The organism is Streptosporangium sp. NPDC050148 (genome assembly GCF_055586505.1).
This window is the reverse complement of sequence record NZ_JBVJIA010000007.1, coordinates 205,813-224,664: the sequence shown is the minus strand read 5'-3', so window position 1 is coordinate 224,664 and position 18,852 is coordinate 205,813. Positions and strand designations below refer to the sequence as shown.

The 18,852-nt window shown below is 71.4% G+C and carries 16 protein-coding genes and 1 pseudogene; 8 read left to right on the top strand and 9 right to left on the bottom strand.

All coding sequences use genetic code 11. The annotated features are described in order from the left end of the window. Nucleotides 1-124: 124 nt before the first annotated feature. Nucleotides 125-1,171, top strand: a complete 1,047-nt coding sequence (bla, locus tag ACZ6RT_RS10385; protein WP_470152980.1) for a class A beta-lactamase — start codon at nucleotides 125-127, stop codon at nucleotides 1,169-1,171. 64 nt (nucleotides 1,172-1,235) lie between these two features. Here bla and ACZ6RT_RS10380 read toward each other — a convergent pair whose 3' ends face one another. From ACZ6RT_RS10380 to ACZ6RT_RS10370, 3 genes are all read right to left on the bottom strand, one after another. Then, complete coding sequence (locus tag ACZ6RT_RS10380; protein WP_470152978.1) at nucleotides 1,236-1,862, bottom strand: GNAT family N-acetyltransferase; 627 nt, start codon at nucleotides 1,860-1,862, stop codon at nucleotides 1,236-1,238. A 135-nt stretch (nucleotides 1,863-1,997) separates the two neighbouring features. Next, the gene (locus ACZ6RT_RS10375; RefSeq protein ID WP_399186184.1) at nucleotides 1,998-2,375 is read right to left on the bottom strand and encodes a hypothetical protein; all 378 of its coding nucleotides are present in this window, start codon (nucleotides 2,373-2,375) and stop codon (nucleotides 1,998-2,000) included. Between the two features lie 55 nt (nucleotides 2,376-2,430). After that, nucleotides 2,431-3,036 (bottom strand): hypothetical protein, encoded by a 606-nt coding sequence (locus tag ACZ6RT_RS10370; protein ID WP_470152976.1) that lies wholly within the window; start codon nucleotides 3,034-3,036, stop codon nucleotides 2,431-2,433. A gap of 288 nt (nucleotides 3,037-3,324) precedes the next feature. On the opposite strand from ACZ6RT_RS10370, the gene ACZ6RT_RS10365 reads away from it, so the two are divergent. Then, nucleotides 3,325-5,451: a hypothetical protein gene (locus tag ACZ6RT_RS10365; protein WP_470152973.1), complete on the top strand. Its 2,127-nt coding sequence runs from the start codon at nucleotides 3,325-3,327 to the stop codon at nucleotides 5,449-5,451. A 135-nt stretch (nucleotides 5,452-5,586) separates the two neighbouring features. Here the strand turns inward: ACZ6RT_RS10365 and ACZ6RT_RS10360 are convergent, their stop codons facing one another. The 3 genes from ACZ6RT_RS10360 to ACZ6RT_RS10350 all read right to left on the bottom strand — a co-directional run bounded on the left by ACZ6RT_RS10360 (nucleotide 5,587) and on the right by ACZ6RT_RS10350 (nucleotide 6,501). After that, complete coding sequence (locus tag ACZ6RT_RS10360) at nucleotides 5,587-6,051, bottom strand: NUDIX domain-containing protein (RefSeq protein WP_399186187.1); 465 nt, start codon at nucleotides 6,049-6,051, stop codon at nucleotides 5,587-5,589. A gap of 36 nt (nucleotides 6,052-6,087) precedes the next feature. Further along, nucleotides 6,088-6,258, bottom strand: a complete 171-nt coding sequence (locus ACZ6RT_RS10355; RefSeq protein WP_399186188.1) for a hypothetical protein — start codon at nucleotides 6,256-6,258, stop codon at nucleotides 6,088-6,090. 66 nt (nucleotides 6,259-6,324) lie between these two features. Continuing rightward, a complete protein-coding gene (locus ACZ6RT_RS10350; protein WP_399186660.1) occupies nucleotides 6,325-6,501 on the bottom strand; it encodes a DUF397 domain-containing protein in 177 nt (58 codons plus the stop codon). A gap of 78 nt (nucleotides 6,502-6,579) precedes the next feature. On the opposite strand from ACZ6RT_RS10350, the pseudogene ACZ6RT_RS10345 reads away from it, so the two are divergent. Continuing rightward, nucleotides 6,580-7,032, top strand: a pseudogene (locus ACZ6RT_RS10345) (ATP-binding protein); the annotation flags it as partial. Between the two features lie 160 nt (nucleotides 7,033-7,192). Here ACZ6RT_RS10345 and ACZ6RT_RS10340 read toward each other — a convergent pair. Then, nucleotides 7,193-7,912, bottom strand: coding sequence for a hypothetical protein (locus ACZ6RT_RS10340; RefSeq protein WP_470152970.1), 720 nt, complete (start codon nucleotides 7,910-7,912; stop codon nucleotides 7,193-7,195). Between the two features lie 270 nt (nucleotides 7,913-8,182). On the opposite strand from ACZ6RT_RS10340, the gene ACZ6RT_RS10335 reads away from it, so the two are divergent. Then, nucleotides 8,183-9,469, top strand: a complete 1,287-nt coding sequence (locus tag ACZ6RT_RS10335) for a hydroxyacid-oxoacid transhydrogenase (RefSeq protein WP_470152969.1) — start codon at nucleotides 8,183-8,185, stop codon at nucleotides 9,467-9,469. Nucleotides 9,470-9,565: 96 nt separating this feature from the next. Here the strand turns inward: ACZ6RT_RS10335 and ACZ6RT_RS10330 are convergent, their stop codons facing one another. Then, entirely contained in the window at nucleotides 9,566-10,042 is a 477-nt protein-coding gene (locus tag ACZ6RT_RS10330) for a DUF5994 family protein (RefSeq protein ID WP_399186190.1), read from the bottom strand. Between the two features lie 357 nt (nucleotides 10,043-10,399). On the opposite strand from ACZ6RT_RS10330, the gene ACZ6RT_RS10325 reads away from it, so the two are divergent. The 3 genes from ACZ6RT_RS10325 to ACZ6RT_RS10315 all read left to right on the top strand — a co-directional run bounded on the left by ACZ6RT_RS10325 (nucleotide 10,400) and on the right by ACZ6RT_RS10315 (nucleotide 14,260). Then, on the top strand, nucleotides 10,400-10,783 hold the full coding sequence (locus tag ACZ6RT_RS10325; RefSeq protein ID WP_399186191.1) for a hypothetical protein: 384 nt from the start codon (nucleotides 10,400-10,402) through the stop codon (nucleotides 10,781-10,783). Between the two features lie 142 nt (nucleotides 10,784-10,925). Next, a complete protein-coding gene (locus ACZ6RT_RS10320; RefSeq protein ID WP_470152966.1) occupies nucleotides 10,926-12,497 on the top strand; it encodes a S1 family peptidase in 1,572 nt (523 codons plus the stop codon). A 230-nt stretch (nucleotides 12,498-12,727) separates the two neighbouring features. After that, nucleotides 12,728-14,260: a S1 family peptidase gene (locus ACZ6RT_RS10315; protein WP_470152964.1), complete on the top strand. Its 1,533-nt coding sequence runs from the start codon at nucleotides 12,728-12,730 to the stop codon at nucleotides 14,258-14,260. A 153-nt stretch (nucleotides 14,261-14,413) separates the two neighbouring features. Here the strand turns inward: ACZ6RT_RS10315 and ACZ6RT_RS10310 are convergent, their stop codons facing one another. Continuing rightward, entirely contained in the window at nucleotides 14,414-16,693 is a 2,280-nt protein-coding gene (locus ACZ6RT_RS10310; protein WP_470152962.1) for a catalase, read from the bottom strand. 404 nt (nucleotides 16,694-17,097) lie between these two features. Here ACZ6RT_RS10310 and ACZ6RT_RS10305 point away from each other — a divergent pair, with 404 nt between their 5' ends. Further along, nucleotides 17,098-18,669 carry a S1 family peptidase gene (locus ACZ6RT_RS10305; protein WP_470152961.1) on the top strand — a complete coding sequence of 524 codons (1,572 nt, stop codon included), beginning with the start codon at nucleotides 17,098-17,100 and terminating at the stop codon, nucleotides 18,667-18,669. Nucleotides 18,670-18,852: the final 183 nt, after the last annotated feature.

Below are 18,852 nucleotides of genomic sequence, written 5' to 3'. Positions count from 1 at the left end.
GGAGGCATCTCCTCCTCCTTCCCCCCCCCCCCCCCCTCCCTCCCCCCCCCCCCCCCCCCCCCCCCCCCCCCCCCCCCCCCCCCGGGACAGGAACCCCGCCGGTTGCCCGCACGTCCTACAGACCATGGATCACGCGCGGTTCCTCCGGCCGATCGCCGTCACGATGACCTCCGTCATCGCGGCCGGCGCGCTCTCCGCGTGCACGGCCACCGTCGCCGACCACAGGTCGCCGACCCCGTCCAGGTCCGCCACACCGCCGAAGCCGCAGCAGCCGTCGTCCGGCGACACCCCCGGCGCGGGTACGACCTCGACCGAGACGGGAACGGGTGCCGGAACGGCACGGACGGAGATCGCGGGTCCGGGACAGGCTCGGGTCAGGAGGGAACTACGCGGGCTGGAGAAGTCCTTCAAGGGGCGCATCGGCGCGTACGCCCTGGACACGGCGACCGGCAGGACGGTGACGTACCGGGCGGGCGAGCGTTTCCCGATGCTGTCCACCTTCAAGGCACCCCTGTGCGCGAACGTGCTGCACAGGGCGCGCACCTCCGAACCCGGACTGATGAACAGGGTCGTCAGGTGGACGGCCGCCGACATGACGCCCAACTCGCCGGTCACCGAGAAGCACCTCAGGGACGGCCTGACCGTCACCCGGCTGTGCGAGGCGGCCATGAATCAGAGCGACGGCACCGCGTCCAACCTGCTGCTCACACTGGTCGGCGGGCCCGCGGGCCTGACGAGGTACTTCCGCGGGCTGAAGGATCCGGTCTCCCGCATGGACCGCCGCCACCCCGGGCTCAACGACTGGACCCCGAAGGAGAGGCGCGACACCACCACGCCCGAGGCCATCGGCCGCGACCTGCGCGTGCTCACGACCGGCCGGGCGTTGCACGCCAAGGACCGTGAACGGTTCGTCGCCTGGCTGCTCGCGAACAGGACCGGTGACGAGCGCATCCGGGCGGGCCTGCCCAGGACGTGGATCGTCGGCGACAAGACCGGCACCAACTCCGACGGGTTCGGCGGCGGGAACGACATCGCCGTCATCTGGCCTGCCAGGGGTGCGGCTCCCATCATCATGGCGATCTACACCAACCGCACCCCGGGTCTTCCCACCGACGACCCGACCATCGCGAAGACCGCCACCGTCCTGGCCCGCGGGCTCGGCAGGCTCTGAGACGCAGGCCGGGAACGAACCGGGTCCCGGACGGCACGCGTCGCGGCGGAACTCGACGTGGACGTCAACGTGCCCGTGACGGTGACGGTGACGGTGACGGTGACGGTGACGGTGACACCGTTGCGCCGGGCCGCCGGAGCCGTTCCCACTCGTCGCGGGTGAGCTCGTACTCGACATCGCCGTGCTCGGAACCCTCGATCGCCTCCGGCCAGTCCTCGGTGAAGGTCCGGACGAACGACAGGCCGGCCTTCTCCATCACGCGCCGGGAGCGCGTGTTGACGGCCATGGTGTTCGCGGTCACCCGCTCCACGCCGAGATCCGTGAACCCCTTGCGGATCAGGGCCCGCGCCCCCTCCGTCGCATGACCGGCCCCCCAGGCGGACCTGTTCAGCCGGTAGCCGAGTTCGACCACGCGGGGATCGTGGTCGTCCGGGGGACGGAACTCGAACCAGCCCAGAAAGGCCCCGGTGGCCCTCTCCTCCGCGGCCCAGTAGCCGCGGGTGCCGAAGCACGGATGGTCGTGGAGGAGCCGCGGCAGGGTGCTCGTCAGGATCGCCTCGCGGCTCGTCGGGCGGCCCCCGTCGATGAAGCGCATCACCTCGGGGTCGCCGTCCAGCGCGAGCAGGTGGTCGGTGTCGGCCTCGGTGAACGCGCGGAGCACGAGCCGGTCGGTCTCCAGGAGGATGCGCATACCGGAAATCCTCACCATCGGCGCCCGGGGGCGCCACCGGATATCGGGCCGGTGAGGGACGAGGGGTTGGAGCGTGACTCGTCTGCCGACCGGTGGCAGCAGACGAGTCACGCCCTCAGCGCCTGGTGCGGGGACTCAGCAGGCCTTCATCCCTCTGACGCTCGCCCAGCCCGCGATGACACGCGACGACGAAACGGTCCTTCCGCCAGGAATGGTGTGACACGACCCGTCCGTGGTCCCGGCGATCTCCAGCTTGCGCTGGACCGTGTAGGAGTGGCAGTTGCGAATCGTGTAGTAGACGATCTTCAGGGGGCCGCCGGGCAGGTCACCCGTCGAGTGGGTGAGACCGCACGGCACCGCGGACACCTTGGCCTGGAGCGCCACCGCCGTCCTCGCCGCGGGCGTGACGGCGGCCTCGGCGGACGCGGACGCCGTCATCGTGAGGCTGCCGGCGAGAGCCGCCACCGTCGCGACCGAAGCGGCGGCCCACCTGACTTTTCCTGTGTTCTGCATTTTGATTCTCCTTTTGTGTTCCTACGCAGGCGGCGTTTCCGCCCGCTGGGGCGTTTCAACCGCGCGGGCCGGACCATTCGGCCGAACGCCGCCCGACCGGCTTCCCGAGAAAGGAGATCATCGCTCGGCCCGAACCGTAAAGGCCTTCCTCGAAAAACAACTCAAATGCAAATGGGAACGCCCGTGACCTGGCCGAACGCAATTGCATTGCAAATGCAATCGCATTTGCGGGCAGCGGTCGGACGCGTTCCGCGGAAGAAGCGGCGAGGAGCCGGGACACGATACGGTGGACGTGAAATGTCCTGACTTGCCCATAGAGAACCAGGGAGTCGAACGAGGCATGGTCGGAACTAATCGGACATCGAGCGAGAAAGATGACACGATTACGGAGTTCTTCGACCGCTTCTTCGGGTACGTGGAGGAGGCGACGCGACGCTCGGAGCATGTGAAACAACGGCAGGCCCGTCGTGACGGCGACGGAAAGCCATTGGACGTCGACCTTGCCAAGGCGCTGGACCTGAGCCCTTCCACAATCGGACACTGGCGCAAGGGGCGGCATTTCCCGCGTCAGACATTGATCTCCTCCGTGCTCGTCCGAGCGGGACTGGACGTCGAGCACGGCGAGCACACCGCCTTCCTCGGCCTCGCGCGTCGCGCTCATCGTGCGTGGACGATGCGCGAATCGGCCACCGCCGGCTCGGGAAGGGCCGTGCCCGCCGAAGCCAGGGCGTACGACACCGTCAACGCCCCCATTCGCAGCACCGGCGCGCACGGCATCTCTGAGCAGATACCCGACAGAAGAGATGAAACGGCAGACCCAGCACGCGATACGAGGGAGGAGTTCGAACCCGGCCTGCCACAGGAAAGGCGTCCGGAAACGGCGGCCTTCCCATCCCTCACTCAGGAACGATGCTGCTCGGATCCGGACGACATCGCTCTTTCAGGGACGGTGGCTGAGGGCGAGGATCGCGTCCGGCTGGCCAGGGCGGCCAACGCGCTGGCGAGAAAGCTGCGGGCGCAGTGGGAGGAGGAGGCGGCCGACCGCGGACTGGACAACCCGCCGCCGATCCCACCGCGCTGGGTGAGAACCGCCCGGCCCGTCGCCAGCCGGTTGCGGGTGGCTCTGGACGATCCGCAGCGTCCCCGCTTCATGCCGCTGCCCGGCACCCGGCAGGCGACGGCGCAGGCGGTCGAGGGCGGTGGGCTCGCCGGGTTGTTCGACCTGTACGCGGGGCTGGGCTCCGGCCGCATCGTCGTCATGGGTCACCGCGGCACCGGCAAGAGCGCGACAGCCATCCTGTTACTGCTGGAGGCACTGGATCATCGGGTCCGCCTGCCCCTCCCGCAGGCCATGAGAACGCCGGTCCCGGTGCTGCTGAACGCCTGCGACTGGGATCCCCGACGCCACGGTCTCGACGACTGGTTCGCCCGGCAGCTCGCCACCGCCTACACCTTCCTCGCCTCGCCCGAATACGGCCCGGACGCGGCGGGCGAGCTGGTTCGCCACGGCATGGTCTCGCTGCTCCTGGACGGCTTCGACGAGATGGACCGATCCTGCCAGGTACAGGCGTTGCAGCACATCAACCGCCGGCGCCGTTCCTTCCGGCTGCTGGTGCTGGCCCGCACCGACGACTTCACCGCCGCCGTACAGGCCGAGACCAGGCCGCTGCACGGCGCCGCGGCGGTGGAGCTCCTGCCGGTCACGGGCGAGCAGGCGATCGGATATCTGCAGGACCACCGGCCGGACCCACCTCCCCACGGCGATCCCGTGAGCCGGCTGATCGACCGGCTCCGACAGCACCCCGACGACCCGGTCAGCCGGGCACTGGACACGCCGCTGACCCTCACCCTCCTGCGCGAGGACCCGCACGCCGCCGCCGACCTGCTCCGGCCAGGTCGCTTCACCACGCGCGAGCAGGCCGAGGACCACCTGCTCGACCGCGTCGTTCCCACCGCCTACCCGCCCCACCGGCCCGGCCCTTCGGTGGAGCAGGCCCGCAGGTGGCTCGGCTTTCTGGCCACCCGGATGGGCCGCGGTGACCTGGCATGGTGGCGGATGCACCACTGGGCACCGATGTGGGAGCGCTGCCTGATCAACGCCCTTGCCGGGACGCTGTTGATGAGCGGGATCGGCGCCGTGGTGTTCGGCCCGATCGGGCGGTACACGGTCGCCGGTGACACCGGAACGGCTTTCGGCGTGTGGTACGGCGCCCTCATGGGCGGGTGTTTCGGGTTGCTGGCCGGTCTGGTCTCCGAACTGCGCGATCCTCCTCCCGACTGGACGGACAGGCTCGGCACCGTCTTCGGCGGGCGGCTCGCCCGCCTGCTGCGCCGACGGCCGCGCTCGGTGTTCAACACCGCGGTCGGATCGGCGATCTTCATGGTGGTGACCATGGCCGTGGGCAACCAGAGCACCTACCCGTACGGCCTGGCCGCCGGGATCGTCGCGGCGGCCGCCGCCGGGCACGCGGCCACCCGCGTCCGCCCCACGTCCAGCACCGGCTCCCGGTGGGGCAGGCTGCGTCCGGGCGGCGTCGATCTGCTGGCCGCCGCGACCATCGGGGGGCCGATCGGGCTGGCCTACGGCGTGAGCAAGACGCCGTTGCACGGAACGTTCGCCGGGCTGATCGCCGCCTTCGGGTTCGGGCTCATGGTCAGCGTGGCCCGCCCGATCGCCGACATCGACACCCCGCCCACCCCCGGCATGCGCCGGCGCCTGGACCGCCGGCGCGCCCTGCTGGTGGCGTGCAGCGCCGCGATCCCCATCGGCCTGGCGCTGGGCTTCCAGAACGGCCGTACCCACGGCCTGGCGGCCGGGATCGTCACCGCCACCGGGTTCGGCGTCATGATCACCCTCGGTTCCGTCGCGGCGATCTCCGACATCTGGCGCACCGGCCTGCTCTTCGCCCAGCTCCGGATGCGCGGGCTGTTCCCCCTGCGTGGGATGCGGTTCCTCGAAGACGCCCGCCGACGTCATGTGCTGCGCACCGCCGGGGCCAGATACCAGTTCAAACACGATCGGCTCCGAGCCACCCTCGCCGGCGACCGTCGACACTCCGACCCGCCGCCGCACTGAATGCGCGACTCACGGGAGGGACGGCGTGAGCTTTCTCGGCCCGCCGGGCACCGGCAAGGCCCGCTCGGCGGCCGGTCCGGCGATCCGGGCCTGTCGGGCCGGGCCTGTCGGGCCGGGCATCGGGTGAGCAGGGAGCTACGTCCGTTCACGGTGGATGAGGAGGCGGTGTCCCTCCTGGATGCCTTCCGGCAGGTCGTCCGGTGCGAACCATCCTGCCTCCAGGATCTCGAAGTCGTCGATCTCGATCGTGCCACCGGCGAACTCGGCCTCGTAGGCCACCTCCGCACGCAGCCTGTAGCCGCTCTTCAGATGGGCGATCCCGCCGACGCGCACCGTCAGCCCGGTCTCCTCCAGCACTTCGCGACGGACCGTGTCCTCGAAGGTCTCCGACGCCTTGGCGTATCCGGTCGGAAGCCCCCACTGCCCGCCTTCGGGCCAGAAACGATGCCTCAGAAGAAGAACTCTGCCATCCCTGTCGCGCACTATCCCGGTCACTCCGACCATGAACTTGGCGTTGCGGAACCAGAGGACGCGCCACTGGAGCGAGCCGTTGGTGAGTCTCCAGAGCCGGGCGATCATGTTCTTCACGATGAGTCCCATCCCACGAGCCGAGGCGGAGGCCGGAGGCATCTTCGATCAGCGACGAGTCGCGGCCCAGTCGTAGACGACCTGGGCGGTCTCGCCGGTAAGGCCGGAGCCGGGCAACTCGTCGGGCGTGATCCACCGGTACGACTCGTGTTCGCCGACCACGAGTTTCTGGATTCCGTCGCGGCCGGCGTCATCGACGAGGTGCTGGAGGTCGGTCACCTGCCGAGGTTAGCGCTCCCGTCGCTTCACGCATCACCTTCAGCGTGCTCGCTCCATTGAGGATGGTCAGGCCAGATCGTCGAAACGGCCCACCTTGACTTCACCGATGAAAGCTCGCCCCTGGGCGAGGAGAAAGAGCAGGTTGGGACCTTCACGGTCCTTACCATCACGAACGACCACCAGATCGGGCACATTGGTGGCAACTTCGACGCACTGTCCTCCGTTGCCGGAGGAGCGCCGCAGGCCGACACGCGGCCGACGTCGTCATGTCGGCGGTGGCCGCGTGAGGGCGGAGGAGGAGCCGCCTCGGGAAAGGCCCGGATGTCAGGACGGGACCGCCCTGCCGGGGACGTGCCGCGCGGACGGGGCGTACAAAACGGACGGGCCGTACCGTGCGAACGGGTCGTGCAACGCGTGGCGGGGGTCTTCCCAGGCAGGGTGGCGGCCGTGCCGGAGGTGCGGGCCTGGGCGCGCGGCCTGCTGGCCGGGCGGCTCACGGCCCCGGTGCTCGACGACGAGCTGCTCCTGCTCAGCGAGCCGACCACGAACGCGGTGACCCACTCCGACTCCGGGCGCGGGGCGGACGGGAGGGTGACGGTGTACGTGGCCCGCCTTCCCGGGACGGTCCACGTGGAGGTCACCGACGAGGGATCGGACACGAGCGCGCCCGCCGTGCGCGTCCCGGGGACGGACGACGACGGCGGGCGGGGGCTGTGGCTGGTGGAGGCGGTCGCGGCCGGGTGGGGGTCGTACCGTGACGAGAGGGGCGGGTCGGTCTGGTTCCGGGTGACGGGGTGGCGCGCCGCAGGTCAGCGAGTCTGGGCGGCGTTCTCCAAGATACGCGGGTCGGCGGCCCTGGGCTGTGTTCTCCGAGACGCGCGGGTCGCGGTGCTCTCCAGAACACGCGGGTCCCGGTGTTCTCCGAAACGCGCGGTCAGCGGGCCCAGACGGCGTTCTTCAGGATCCTGTCCAGCCCGGGGGTGGACCACTTGTCGACGACGAGGATCTTCGACGTCGGCAGGTACCACTCGCGCTGTGCGAAGGTCGACTTCTGCACGGCGCCGTTGTACGTGATGCACCGGCCCGGCCACACCCGGTAGTGCGCCCTGTGCCCGGCGCCGACGTTTCGATAGCCGACCGTGGTCGCCTTGCCGATGACATGACCGTACCTGGGGTCGGCCGGGCAGGGCGGTACGTCGCCCGCCGGGAAGAACGGTCCCTGGGTGGGGTCGTAGCGCCGCAGTCCCTCTCCCCCGTTCTTCAGCGCCTTGGGTCCCATGACCCAGAAGCTGTCACATCGGGGCTGGAAGAAGTCGCCGCCGGGACGCGCGCAGGCTCCGGTCACCACCCGGACCCGGTCGGCTGTCCCGTACACCCGCCATGAGGCCGGGATCTCCAGGGTCAGCCCGCCGCGCAGGCGCAGCAGCGCGGTGGCCGAGGTCGCGGACGGGAACGCGGTGATCGCGGACGCGGAGGTCACGGTCGTGGTGGACCCGGACGCGGTGGACCCGGACGTGGTGAACCCGGACGCGGAGGTCGCGGACGTGGTGGATCCGGTCGTGGTGGTCGCGGACGCGGTCGCGGGGAGCTGGGTCGTCATCGTGAGCGCACCGGCGGCGACGGCCGCGGCAAGCGTGATCGTTCTTCTCGTCATGACGGCGATGCTAGGGACCGTGACTTGCGATCCGTTTGCGTTCCTCTTGCCGTCGTGCCGGACGCTGGACGCCGACGGACGGCCGGACGCCGCCGGTCCCGTTCGGCCGGCTCGTGCCGGGATCCGGCGTCGGTGGGCGGAGGAGCACGAAGTACCCTCGCTGACGTGAGCGGCGGGCGTGCGCCGAGGCTGCCGCCGACCGTGAGCGGCGGGCACACCCGAGGCGGTCGTCGCCCGTGACATCGGCAGGACCAGCGAGAGGAGCCGGGCGTGTACACCGCTCCGGGCAATCCCGAGTCCGTCTTCACCTACGGCGCCCCCGCCCTGAAGTTCGGGCCGGGCGCCTCGGCCGAGATCGGCTTCGATCTCGGGCAGTACGGCGTCCGCCGCGTCCTCGTCGTCACCGACCCCGGGGTGGCGGAGACCGGGGCACCGGCGCGGATCGCCGAACAGATCGAGGGCTTCGGCATGGAGGCGTCGGTGTACGACGGCGTACGCGTCGAGCCGACGGACGAGAGCCTGCTCGCGGCCGTCGAGCACGCCCGCGCCTCCGGTCCCTGGGACGCCTTCGTCGCCGTCGGGGGCGGGTCGAGCATCGACACGGCCAAGGCGGTCAACCTGCTCGTCACCAATCCCGGTGAGCTGATGGACTACGTCAACGCCCCGGTGGGCGGCGGCCTGGCACCCTCCCGGCCGCTCAAGCCGCTGGTGGCGGTGCCCACGACCACCGGCACCGGCGCGGAGAGCACCACGATCTGCGTGCTCGACGTGCTCGACCTGAAGGTCAAGACCGGTATCAGCCACGCCCGGCTCCGCCCGGTCCTGGCGGTCGTCGATCCCGACCTGACGATGTCCCAGCCCCCCGAGGTCACCGCGGCCTCCGGGATGGACATCCTCTGCCACGCCCTGGAGAGCTACACGGCCCGGCCCTACACCTCCTACGAGCGCAAACGTCCCGAGGAGCGGGTGCCGTACTGCGGTTCGAACCCGGTGGCCGACATGTGGTCCGAACGCGCCCTGCAGTTGCTCGCGCACTCCTTCAGGACGGCCGTACGCGACGGGGACGACGTGGACGCGAGGGCACGGATGGCGCTGGCGGCGACGTTCGCCGGGCTGGGGTTCGGCAATGCGGGGGTGCACATCCCGCACGCCAACGCCTACCCGATCGCCGGGCGCGTCAGGGACTTCCACCCCTCGGGATACCCGGCCGGTGAGCCGATGGTGCCGCACGGCATGGCCGTGGCGCTGACCGCCCCGGAGGCGTTCAGGTTCACCTTCGAGGCGCGGCCGGAACGGCACCTGCGCGCGGCCGAGCTGCTCGACCCGTCGGCCGTCAGGCCGGACGACCCGGCGGAGTTCCTGCCGGCCGTGCTGACGAGACTGATGCGGGACGTCGGCCTGCCCAACGGCGTGGGCGGTGTCGGCTACACCGAGGCGGACGTCCCGGCACTGGCGGAGGGGGCGATGAGGCAGCAGCGGCTGCTTACCACCGCGCCCCGGCCGGTCACCGAGGAGGACGTCACCGGCATCCTGCGGCGTTCCCTCACGCTCTGGTGAGGGAACGGCGGGTCAGGCTCCGGAGGCGGGCAGGGCCGGAGGCGCGGGCCGGACGGAGACCGGGCCGGACCGGGGAACGCGTGGGACCGGTCGGGGTCAGGATCCGGCGGCGGCCGCGGTCAGCGCCTCGCCGGCCGCGCCCTCCTCGGTGTCCGGCGGGATCACCCGCAGGTTGACGGGTTCCATGTTCGCGCCGATCAGGGTGACCACGTGGGCGTCCATGTGGCGGAACCAGCCGATCTTGACCTGACGGCCGGGGGCGGCGATGCGGTGCGGGATGTCGTCCCAGGAGTCCAGCGGAAGGCCCACCCGCAGGACGGGCCGGTCCAGCCTGCGGTCGATGTCCGCGATGAGACCGGGCAGTTCCGCGGCGGCGTCCCTGGAGCGCGGCCACCAGGCCCCGTCCACGGCACCCTCGCGGCCGAGGGCGGGGGCCAGGCTGACGCGGGCCGGTGAGGCGGCGTCGGGCGTGGCGCTCGTGGTGGTCGCGGGGGCGGTCTCCGGGGCGGTCCCGTGGTCGATGCCCGCGACGGCGTTGAGGAGCGTATGGAGAGGAGAGCGCTTCGGCGCCATGATCGGCCGGCCCGTCTCGGTCCCGTGGGAACCGGGGTTGCCTATCGCCTTGGGCGACGCCGGCCTGAATGCCGGCGCGCGAGATGTCCTTGGTCTCTCCACCCTACCCCGCCGTGTCCCGGTTCCGAGGTGATGGCGCCCCTACGACGACCGATATACGACAGATGCCGAAAAGCATGGGAATGCACCAAGACATATCTAGAAAAACAGGAAAAATCATTAGAAGGTGAGCAAAGGGCGATCTCTAGGGATTCCGCCGGGTTCAACAGGTTCCATGCCGACGTACGACCTCCGCGGAGTCCGGGCGGCGACACGGTCGCCGGGCCGTGACGCGCGGAGAACGACGAGAGGAAGATCATGGCCCAGACCACCGCCGCCCTCCTGGTGCTCGCCTCCCTCCTGTCCGGTGGGACGGCGGCCGGCGGCACGCCGCAGGCGTCCCCGGAGCGGGTACGGGTGAGCGCGCAGGCGGCCGCTCCGAACCTGCGCGCCTGCTACGACGGGAGGTGCAGGCTCACCCTGTCGAAGACCGCGAGGTTCCGGGTCAGCCCGCGGTTCGGCGTGACCCGGCTGTCCATCTCCTTCACCTCGCGTCTCGTACGGGTGAAGGCCACCGGCCCTGGCGTGACCTCGCAGGCGGTGTTCGGTACCGGGGGCTCGGGCACGGTCAACGGCATCAGCGTGCGGGTGGTGTCGCTCTCCAAGGGCAAGGCGGTGCTGAGGCTCACCCCGGTGCGCTGACCGCGTCGGCGTGGCGAGCGGCTTTCCTCCCCTGGCCGGTGTCAGCTGATTTAGGGTGGTGGCGCCCGCATCGCACATCCGCCGGCGACACAAGGCGATCTCCCCTCGAACGCTCCGGAAGCCGAGATCGAGGAGAGACCACATGTCCCGCAAGCACGTCGTCGCCACGGGATGCGTCCTGACGATCACCGCTCTCGCCCTGGCCGCCGTCCCGGCGGGCGCCGACCACCGGCCGGACGCCCCCGCCGATTCCGCATCACCCCTGTCGCGAGCACCGGGCGCGACGGGGACGGAGAGGGTGACGGGTACGGAGGGGGTGCGAGCGGCGGTCGTGGCACCACCGGGCATGCTGGAGGCCCTTCAGCGTGACCTGGGACTGACCGCGGAACAGGCCGAGGAGCGGTTGCTCAACGAGACGCGCCTCGCGCCGATCGTGGAGAAGATGACGAAAATGCTCGGTACCCGCTTCGGCGGCGCCTGGCTTCGGGCCAAGACCGCGAACACGCTGGTGGTGTCGTCCACCAGCGCGGCCGACATTCCGGCCATCGTCGCCGCGGGCGCGCAGGCCGAGATCGTCCCCCGGTCGCTGACGCAACTCACCGACATCAAGGCGAAGCTCGACGTCACGCTGCCGCCGAGACCCCTGGTCTCCAGCGTGCGCTACGTCGACGTCAAGCGGAACAAGGTGGTCGTGCTGACCACCGAGCCCCAGGTCGCCCAGAACTTCGTGCAGGCCTCCGACGTGGAGCAGAACGCGGTGGTCGTGCTGCCCTCCAACGAGGCGCCGCAACCGCTGTACGAGCTGGTCGGCGGCGCCGCCTACTACGTCGGCGTCGCCAGCCGCTGCTCGATCGGTTTCTCGGTCACCAAGGGGGTCCAGACCGGCTTCGTCACCGCAGGCCACTGCGGCAAGAAGGGCGCGGCCACCAGCGGCTTCAACCGTGTCGCCCAGGGAGTCTTCCAGGCGTCCAGCTTTCCCCTCGACGACCACGCCTGGGTCGCGGCCAATCCGGGCTGGACGGCCATCGCGGCCGTCGACAACGGGGCGGGCGCCACCCTGCCCGTCACCGGGGCCAGGGCCGCCATCGAGGGAGCCTCGGTCTGCCGGTCCGGTTCCACCAGCGACTTCCACTGCGGCCTCATCCAGCAGCGCGACGCCAGCGTCACCTACCCCCAGGGCACCGTCTTCGGGCTGACCCGCACCAGCGTCTGCGCCGAGCCCGGCGACTCGGGCGGCTCGTTCATCGCCATCGACCAGGCCCAGGGCGTCACCTCCGGAGGCTCGGGCGACTGCGGCGCCGGCGGCGTCACCTACTTCCAGCCGATCACCGAGATCCTCACCACCTACGGCCTGACCCTGAAGACCACCACCGCCCCCACCCGGGCCCCCGTGAATCCGGACGCCTGCGTCGGGTATCTCACGACCTACCAGGACACCCTGGCCGTCGGCCAGTCCGCCCTCCAGCCGAGGGGCGTCTACTACCGGGCCAGGAAGGGCGGGCTCCACTCCGGCTGCCTGAACGGTCCCACCGGCGCGGACTTCGATCTGGAGCTGCTGCGATGGAACGGCTCCACCTGGCGGGTCGTCGCCTCCTCCGACGGCCCCGGCCCGAACAAGAAGATCGCCTACACCGGTACGCCGGGCCGGTACCGCTTCCGGGTGACCGCCACGGCCGGCTCCGGCGTCTACGCCCTGGCGTTCACCGCTCCCTGAGCCGACTCTGAGCCGCCTCTGAACCGCTCCTGAGCCGACTCTGAGTTTCTGGCCTCACCGAACCCGTTCAGGTCGACACGTCATGAAATCTCCCCGCGTGGCGCGTGGCCTCTAGGGTCTTGACCGGCGACGACTGCATTAGGGTGACGTTGCCCGCATGATCCGGCCGGTCGGTGACATGCGGTGATCTCCCCCCTCAGCTCTGGAAGCCGAGGTCGAGGAGAGACCCAATGTCCCGCAGACACGCCGTCACCGCCGGGTGCGTCCTGGCGATATCCACGCTCACCCTGGCCACCGTCCCGGCCGGCGCGAACGGCCGGACGGTGAGCCCGTCGCCTCTTCCGACGGCCGCGAAGGCGATGAAGCCGCCACCGGGCATGCTGGGGACCCTGCAGCGTGACCTGGGTCTGACCCGGGCCGAGGCCGAGGCCCGGCTGGTCAACGAGATCAGGCTGATGCCGATCGCGGAGCAGTTGAGCAGGAATCTCGGCGCCCGTTTCGGCGGTGCCTGGCTGCGGACCAAGACGGCGAGCACCCTGGTGGTGGCCAGCACCAGGGCCACCGACATCCCCCAGATCGTCGCCGCCGGCGCGCAGGCCGAGGTCGTCCCCCGGTCACTGGCGGAACTCTCCGCGATCAAGGCGAAGCTCGACGCCACCCTGCCGCCGAGACCGGCGGTCTCCAGCGTGCGTTACGTCGACGTCAAGCGGAACAAGGTGGTCGTGCTGACCACCGAACCCCAGGTCGCCGAGAACTTCGTGCAGGCCTCCGACGTGGAGCAGAACGCGGTGGTCGTGCTGGCCTCCAGCGAGGCACCGCAGCCGTTGTACGACCTGGTCGGCGGCACCGCTTACTACGTCGGCACCGCCAGCCGCTGTTCGGTCGGTTTCTCGGTCACCAAGGGGGTCCAGACCGGCTTCGTCACCGCAGGCCACTGCGGCAAGAAGGGCGCGGCCACCACCGGCTTCAACCGCCTGGCCCAGGGGGTGTTCCAGGGGTCGTCCTTTCCCGGCAACGACTACGCCTGGGTCGCGGTCAACAACAACTGGGCGGCCAAACCCGCGGTGGACAACGGCCAGGGCGGTACGGTGCCCGTCGCCGGGGCCAGGATCGCCATCGAGGGAGCCTCGGTCTGCCGGTCGGGCTCCACCACCGAATGGCACTGCGGCCTCATCCAGCAGCGCGACGCCAGCGTCACCTACCCCCAGGGCGCCGTCCTGGAGCTGACCCGTACCAGCGTCTGCGCCGAGCCCGGCGACTCGGGCGGCTCGTTCATCGCCATCGACCAGGCCCAGGGCGTCACCTCCGGAGGCTCGGGCGACTGCGCCTCGGGAGGCGTCACCTACTTCCAGCCGATCGCCGAGATCCTCACCACCTACGGCCTGGCCCTGACGACCACCGCTGCCGGTGGCGGTGGTGGCACCACCCCGCCCGCGCCGCCGGCCGCGGCCGGCTGCACCGGGTACGCCAGCACCCCCACCGGCACCCTGATCGTCCGCCAGTCCGCCTACCTGCCGAGGAACGCCTACTACCCGGCGAAGGTCACCGGGGTTCACTCCGGCTGCCTGGACGGTCCCACCGGTGCGGACTTCGACCTGTACCTGCAGAAGTGGACGGGCTCCGCCTGGCAGGTCGTCGCCTCCTCCGACGGTCCCGGCCCGGACGAGAGGCTCGCCTACACCGGCACCCCCGGTTTCTACCGCTACCGGGTGGTCAGCGCGACCGGTGCCGGCGCGTACACCGTGGGGTTCACGGCTCCCTGACCCGTTCCGCGACCTCTCCACGACCGAGGGCCCCGGCTCCGCCCGCGAGGGACGGGGCCGGGGCCCTCGTCGTCACACCGCGGCCCGGTCACGGGATCCCGTCACACCGGGGCCCGGTCACGGGACGTCACACCGCGGCCTCGTCGGGCCGGGTCAGACGACACCGGCCGCGGCGGGGAAGCGGTCCCAGATCCGGTGCTCCGCGAGCAGCCGGACGACCTCCGCCAGGACGGCCTCCCCGCTGCCGGCCACGACCACGCCGGGCGCCACGGGGTCGACCCCGGCCGCGGTGAGCGCCGGTCCGGCGTCGCCCCAGCCGCCGATCGGCTTGGCGTGCCGGAACGCCTCGCCGAGCATCAGCAGCACCCGCGGGTCGACGGGCGCCCCGGCCGGCGTGCCGTTCCCGGCCTTGGCGTCCCTCGCGCCGTAGGCGTCCGCGCCGGGCGCGGGCGTACCGGCGAGCAGCAGCGCGTCGAACTCGACCGACCGGGCGGTGGCGAACGTGCGCTGCACGGTGACGGGAGTGCCGCCGTCCGCGGCGAGCGTGCCGCCCACCGGGGCGATCACCAGCGGCACCATGCCACCGTCCAGGACGGCCTGCCGGACGGTGCGGACCGCGTCCAGGTCACCGTCCGGGCCGACGACGATGCCGATGATCCGTCCGGTGACCGGCCAGGCCTTCCCGAGCTGCGACAGGGCGGGGCTGGGCACGGGGGACGGCAGCGGGCCCGACGGCTCCGGGACCGGCAGGCCCAGTCCCTGCGCCACCTGCTCGCACAGGTACGGGTCGATCCGGGCGAGCACCTTCAGGGTGCGCTCCTTGATCGCCTGCTCGTAGACCTTGCCGAGCTCGAAGGTGTACGCGGCGATGACGTGCTCGCGCTCGGTCGGGGTCAGGCTCAGCCAGAACAGGCGAGGCTGGCCGAAGTGGTCGTCGAACGAGGCCGGGGCCTCGCGCACCTTCCGCGCCGCGGGCACCTGGACGGGCGTCTCCGCGTACCCGCCCTCCTGGCTCCCGGCGAAGAAGGGGCAGCCGCCGTCCAGCGAGTTGGGCTTGTAGGGCGCGACCCCGGCGTGCACGGCCGTCTGGTGGAAGCCGTCGCGCAGCATGTCGTTGACCGGGGCGTGCGTCCGGTTGATCGGGATCTGCCCGAAGTTGGGGCCGCCCAGCCGGGTGAGCTGGGTGTCGAGGTAGGAGAAGAGCCGCCCGGCCAGCAGCGGGTCGTCGGTGACGTCGATGCCCGGCACCAGGTGGCCCGGGTGGAAGGCGACCTGCTCGGTCTCGGCGAAGAAGTTCGTCGGGTTGGCGTTGAGGGTGAGCAGGCCGATCGGCTGCACCGGGGCCAGCTCCTCGGGCACGATCTTCGTCGGGTCCAGCAGGTCGATGCCCTCGAAGGTCTGCTCGGGGGTGTCGGGGAAGACCTGGATGCCCAGCTCCCACTGCGGGTACGCGCCGGCCTCGATGGCGTCGGCGAGGTCGCGCCGGTGGAAGTCCGGGTCCACGCCGTTGATGATCTGCGCCTCCTCCCACACGAGCGAGTGCACCCCGGCCTTGGGCTTCCAGTGGAACTTCACCAGCGTCGTCTCCCCGGCGGCGTCGACCAGCCGGAAGGTGTGGACGCCGAAGCCCTCCATCGTCCGGTACGAGCGGGGGATGCCGCGGTCGGACATGTTCCACAGCGTGTGGTGGGTGGCCTCGGTGTGCAGGGAGACGAAGTCCCAGAACGTGTCGTGCGCGCTCTGTGCCTGGGGGATCTCACGGTCCGGGTGCGGCTTGGCCGCGTGGACGACGTCGGGGAACTTGATGGCGTCCTGGACGAAGAACACCGGGATGTTGTTGGCGACCAGGTCGAAGACGCCCTCGGAGGTGTAGAACTTCGTGGCGAACCCTCGCGTGTCGCGTACCGTGTCGGCCGACCCGCGCGAGCCCAGCACGGTGGAGAAGCGCACGAAGACCGGCGTCTCGACGCCCTCGGCGAGGAACGCCGCCCGGGTCACCGTCGAGGCGGTGCCGTACCCGCGGAAGACGCCGTGCGCGGCGGCGCCGCGGGCGTGCACGACGCGCTCGGGGATGCGCTCGTGGTCGAAATGCATGATCTTCTCGCGCAGGTGGTGGTCCTGCAGCAGCACCGGGCCCCGGGGGCCGACCTTGAGCGAGTGGTCGCTGTCCGGCAGCCGCAGGCCCTGGGCCGTCGTCAGGTACTCCCCGCTCTGGGAGCGCGTCGTCCGCGGCTCGTCGACGGGCCGCCCCGTGGCGCTGAACACGTCCGGCGCGCTCTGGTCGGGCTTGGGCGGCAGGGGCGGGCGGGGCTCGGTCGGCTCCTGGAGCGACGGCGGCTCGCTGCCCGGCCGGCCGGGGATCTCTCCGGCGTGCTCGTCGCCGGACACGGCGCCGACCACCGTGTCGATCACCTTGTGAACCGTTTCCTTCACCGGGTGGGACTCTTCCATCGTCCATCCATCCCCTCCGGCCGCGGTGCGGGGGACCGCCACCGCGACCGAGAATCGCGTTCGGGTAGAAGCAGATCCGCGCGCCGGGACGGGGGACCCCCGACCGGCGCAGCGCTACGCCATACCCTCGATCAGGTCCTCGATTCCCCGTGACCTGGCTGGATGCGGCGTGTCTTGCGCCGTCCTCCAGGGCCGGGCCGGGCGAGGTACGGGTGGCGCGGGATGTGCGGACCTGCAGGACATCGGCGCCCGCGTGGCGCGCGGCCTTCACCGGCCCGGTCCCCGTCCGATGATCTAGGGTGGCGGTGTCCGTGTCATGTGGTCCGCCGACGACATGGGGCGAATCCCCTCGAAGACTCCGCACGCAGAGGTCGAGGAGAAGGCCCATGTCTCGCAGCCGCACCATGGCGGGAGGCGTCCTGGCGATCGTCGCGCTCGCCCTGGCCGCCGTTCCCGCGGTCGCCGACCATCGGACGGCCGGCCCGGTCGGCAGGGCGGCCACCGTACCGGGGACATCGGTCTCGCCGGGGACGGAGGGCGCGACCTGGACACCGGCCGCCCGGACCGGCCGGGGCGTCGCACCACCGCCGGGCATGCTGGAGGCCCTGCAGCGCGATCTCGGCCTGAACGCCGAGCAGGCCCAGGCCCGGCTGCTGAACGAGGCCCGCCTCACCCCGGTCGCGGAACGGCTGGGCAAGGTGCTCGGTCCCCGCTTCGCCGGCGCGTGGCTGCGCGGCAACAGCGCGCACACGCTGGTGGTGGCCACCACCAGCGCCGCCGACATCCCGGTGATCCTCGCCGCGGGCGCCCAGGCCGACGTGGTCACCAGGTCGTTGACGGTCCTCAAGACCGTCAAGGAGAGAGTCGACGCCACTCTCCCACCCAAACCGCTGGTCTCCAGCGTCCGCTACGTCGACGTCCGGGGCAACAGGGTGGTCGTGCTGACCCCGCGCCCCGACGAGGCCGAGACCGTCATCGAGGGCACCGGCATCGACACCGGCGCGGTGCTGGTGCTGCCCTCCACCGAGGTTCCACTGCCGCTGTTCGACCTGGTCGGCGGCAACGCCTACTACATCGGCGTCACCCGCCGCTGCTCGATCGCCTTCTCCGTCCTGAAGGACACCCGGGCCGGGTTCGTCACCGCGGGCCATTGCGGGGTGAAGGGGGCGGTCACCACCGGCTTCAACCGCGTCGCCCAGGGCGTCTTCCAGGCGTCGGACTTCCCCGGCGACGACTACGCCTGGGTCAGCGTCAACTCCGCCTGGACGGCCACGCCCGCGGTGGACAACGGCCAGGGCGGCACGGTGCCGGTCGCCGGGGCCAAGGTCGCCATCGAGGGAGCCTCGGTCTGCCGGGCCGGCTCCACCACCGACTTCCACTGCGGTCTCATCCAGCAGCGCGACGCCAGCGTCACCTACCCCCAGGGCACCGTCTTCGGGCTGACGCGCACCACCGTCTGCGCCGAGGGCGGCGACTCGGGCGGGGCGTTCATCTCCGCCGACCAGGCCCAGGGCATCGCCTCGGGCGGCTCGGGCGACTGCAACCTGGGCGGCGTCACCTACTTCCAGCCGATCCTTGAGGTCCTGTCCGCCTACGGCCTGGAGCTGAGGACGACCGCGGGCAACCCCCCGCCGCCGACCACCGGCACCTGCACCGGCTACTCCAGCACCTACGACGGAACCGTGAAAGCCGGGGAGTCCGCCTACCAGCCGAGGAACGTCCACTACACGACGAGGGTCACCGGACCTCACGCCGGCTGCCTGGACGGTCCCCCCGGCTCCGACCTCGACCTGTACCTGCAGAAGCTGGTCGGCAGAACCTGGACGACCGTGGCCACCTCCGGCGGCGCCGGTCCCGACGAGAAGATCGGCTACACCGGCACGGCGGGCCGCTACCGCTACAAGGTGACCGCCACGGCCGGTTCGGGTGCCTACACGCTGGGGTTCAACGCCCCCTGACCCGCCTTCCGGCCCCCGCCTTCCGGCCCCCGCCTTCCGGCCCCCGCCTCCGGCCCCCGTCTCCGGCCCCCGTCTCTGGGGTCCGTCCCCGGGGTCCGTCTCCGGGGTCCGGGGGGGGGGGGGGGGGGGGGGGGGGGGGGGGAGGAGGAGCCAGCGGGCGGCATACGCGGTCTGCGTGGGGGT